Annotated in this window: 3 protein-coding genes; all 3 read left to right on the forward strand. The window is 40.2% G+C overall.

The window, feature by feature from the left end:
• Positions 1-263: 263 nt before the first annotated feature.
• Positions 264-1628, forward strand: a complete 1365-nt coding sequence (gene mgtE, locus ACWXWT_RS20265) for a magnesium transporter (RefSeq protein ID WP_456043373.1) — start codon at positions 264-266, stop codon at positions 1626-1628.
• A 427-nt stretch (positions 1629-2055) separates the two neighbouring features.
• On the forward strand, positions 2056-2205 hold the full coding sequence (locus ACWXWT_RS20270) for a hypothetical protein (protein ID WP_456043374.1): 150 nt from the start codon (positions 2056-2058) through the stop codon (positions 2203-2205).
• Positions 2206-2228: 23 nt separating this feature from the next.
• The gene (locus tag ACWXWT_RS20275) at positions 2229-2480 is read left to right on the forward strand and encodes a transposase (protein WP_456043375.1); all 252 of its coding nucleotides are present in this window, start codon (positions 2229-2231) and stop codon (positions 2478-2480) included.
• The last annotated feature ends 132 nt before the right edge of the window (positions 2481-2612 follow it).

A 2612-nucleotide genomic window follows, 5' to 3' on the forward strand; every position in this document is an offset into this window, starting at 1 on the left:
TCTCAGGTATTCCACTTCTGTGTTACATCGATTTAAAAGGCAACAACCATTTCTACATCAATGTGCCTTGAATTGAAAAACCTGAGAGGCTCTGAACTGACCAGATATTTAATGGGATTGGTATTACGTAGACATGAACAAGCAAGCCGCGAATACAGCTATGGATCTTGATTACATGTCCTTTTGAATGAGCCCAATACACCAGAGCAATAACACCGGTAAATCATTAAACGAGTATAGTGTGTTAAAGAGGAAGTCAATACATGGGTAAAGAATACCTAGACAGTGAAGTAACAGAACAACGACTTAATCAACTTGCTCAAGCACTCGACAGCGGTATGTTTGTTCATGCTCGTAACATGTTACATACCATGTCACCTAATGATGTTGCCCTAATACTCGAATCATCTCCCCCAAAAAATAGACAAGTTCTCTGGCAATTAATTGATCAACAGTATGCAGGTGAAATTCTTGACGAATTAGGTGAAGAACTAAAAGATTCTCTTATCAGCAGCATGACACCAGAAAAGCTTGCCCAAGCCACCATTGGCATGGACACCGACGATCTCGCTTATATTCTTCGCAGCTTGCCTGACACGGTTTACAAAAAAGTACTCAAGTCGATGAAAAGCCAAGACAGACATCGTGTGGAACAAGCGTTAAGTTATCCTGATGATACCGCTGGCAGTATCATGAATACCGATACAGTCACTCTCCGTCCTGACGTCAATATAGAAGTGGTATTACGTTACTTGCGCCAACGAGGAAACCTGCCCGATTCTACCGATACCTTATATGTCGTAGACCGCCAAGACCACGTGCTAGGCGGAGTAAGATTAGCTGACCTATTAACCTGCAACCCCAGTGTAACTGTCCGCAGCATTATGGACACCGCACTAGAAAGTATACCCGTAGAAATGTCTGATAAAGACGTGGCCCAAAAATTCGAACGGTTAGATTGGATATCAGCTCCTGTCGTAGACAGCCAAGAAAAATTGCTCGGGCGGATCACCATTGATGACATAATTGATGTGATCCGCGAAGACGCCGAACATTCAATGATGGGAATGGCGGGGATGGACGATGATGAAGATACATTTGGTCCCGTATTAAAAAGTACCCTGAGGCGATCTCTATGGCTAACAATTAATTTATTCGCTGCGTTACTGGCCTCTTCAGTCAGTAACATGTTTGAAGGTACGATAGAGCAATTTGCTACCATCGCAATTTTAATGACCATAGTACCAAGTATGGGTGGCGTTGCTGGTAATCAGACTTTAGCACTGGTGATCCGTGGTATTGCACTAGGGCACATTGGCAAAAGTAACGCACGCTGGTTGATAGGTAAAGAGTTAGGCATTGGGTTATTAAATGGCTTAATGTGGTCAATATTGGTATTTTTTGCTGTATGGCTTTGGAAAGATGACATCGCTTTAGCAGGACTCATTGGCAGTGCGATGTTAATTAACATGACTGTAGCAGGTTTTGCAGGTGCCACTATTCCAATAATGTTGAAAAAGTTAAATATCGACCCAGCACTGGCCGGTGGTATGGTACTAACCACAGTGACAGACGTAATTGGTTTATTTGCATTTTTAGGCTTAGCTACATTATTTTTAATGCATTAGATAATTCACTAAACACGCCGTCCAAAAAATCGCGCACTCTGGCGCAATTTTTTGGATGGCAATGAGTCAGCTCCTCTTGCGTATATCCGCGCTTACCATATTTCCCCTACCCTCAGCCCCGTTTTAAAACGTTTTCAAAGCCTCTACAGGCAATCACCACTCGACACTCGCATTGCTTTTATTCTGTCATCCATACTGCGCAATGAGCATAACAAGTCATAAGAAGACCTTTTCACCAAATTAGTGCAATTGCACCAATTTAATCTATTGACGAAAAATAACAAATTGACACAAAAAACATAACTAATTGAAAAATAATAATTATAATTATTTTATAAAGTTGGCACGAGCTTTCCATAGTAATAAATATACCTACTAAGTAGTAGTTTAATTATTGAGCAGTACACGGTAATTGTAGGAGATAGCGATGAATAGAATAACCATAATTCGTAGCATTAAGTCGATAAATGCCATGGTCAGCAATGTCATTACGCAGTGCCGTCAACACATTTTTTTCTTAACACATCTTGGTTGCAGTCAGTGGGATGAAGTAGAAACTCGCTCAGGTAAACATTGATAAGTTAACAAGGTAAATATCTGATGAATATGTCTAATGCAAGACAGTATCCAATGGACTTACGTGAACAAGTTGTCAACGAAGTCAAAAATCATAATAGATTATTGTCTGAAGTAGCAAAACAATACGGTGTGCCTGCTAAAACGGTTTATCAATGGGTAAGAAGTAACGATGAACTCCAAACCGAAGATAAAAGCGCTATCGTGTCAAAAATAGCTTATTTGCAACAAAAAATTGCTCGACTAAACCAACAATTACAAACAATGGCCAGTTAAGAATTAAACCGTTTTGGCAAGGGTGTTTGGTCGATTTATTCATTCATTCCCCAGTGATGAGATAAATCAAGCAAACAACAAAATAGACTAATTATAAGCGCAAACATCTTGCACCCTTGCCACTTTATCGCT

The organism is Shewanella sp. A22, from assembly GCF_053850585.1.